The following is a 758-nucleotide window of genomic DNA, read 5'->3' as shown; positions in this document are numbered from 1 at the left end:
CGGTTGTAATGCAGCCCACTTTCAACATCGAAGTACTGCCCCTGAAACCGCAGCGGTTGGTCGAGGTAATCCTCGCCGGCCAGGGTGACGGCGGCGACTTTGCCGTAGGCGTCGTATTGCGCGGACCAGACGATTTCGCCGCTGTAGTCGGTGAGTTCCTGTGGGGTGCCGAGGTGGTCGAGTTGGTAGTAGAACGGGCAGGCTTTTTTCGGGCCTTTGCCATCCAGCATCGCCAACGGGCGGAAGGTGCCGGGTTCGTAGAGGAAGCTGCGGTATTGGCTGGCGCTGCTTTCGGCGACGAGGTGTTCGCCTTGCCAGAAAAATTCGGTGACGGCGCCGTCGACGGTTTTGCGGATGCGCCGGCCGAAGGCGTCGTATTGATAAGTGGCGGTCTGGCCGTCGGGGCGGGTCAGGCCGATCAGGCGGTGCTGGCAGTCGTAGCGGTATTCGGTGACCAGGGTCTGGCCGTGGCCTCGGCGTTCGCGGATCAGGTTGCCGAAGGCGTCGTAGTCGTAATGCCGATCGCCTTGCATCAGCAGGCGGTTGCCTTTGATCTGCGCAGGGCCGGGGCGATCCTGCATCAGCAGGTTGCCCGCCGGGTCGTGGGCGAAGGATTCGGACAGTTCGTCGCGCGAGTGACGTACGCGGATCAACCGGTCGAGGGCGTCGTAGCCGTAGGTGCGCTGGCCGTGGCGGCTGTCGGCGATGTGCTCGAGATTGCCGTTGGCGCTGTAGGCATAATCGCGGCGGTACAGCGA

General features: G+C 63.7%; 1 protein-coding gene. It reads right to left on the bottom strand.

Annotation, left to right across the window (positions count from 1 at the left end; all coding sequences use genetic code 11):
- A partial coding sequence (locus tag PS14A_RS07475; RefSeq protein WP_212615640.1) for an RHS domain-containing protein occupies nucleotides 1-758 on the bottom strand: 758 nt, incomplete at both ends.

This window comes from Pseudomonas sp. 14A, assembly GCF_018132745.1.
Classification (GTDB): Bacteria; Pseudomonadota; Gammaproteobacteria; order Pseudomonadales; family Pseudomonadaceae; genus Aquipseudomonas; species Aquipseudomonas mercuritolerans.
This window is presented reverse-complemented; position numbering and strand designations above follow the sequence as displayed.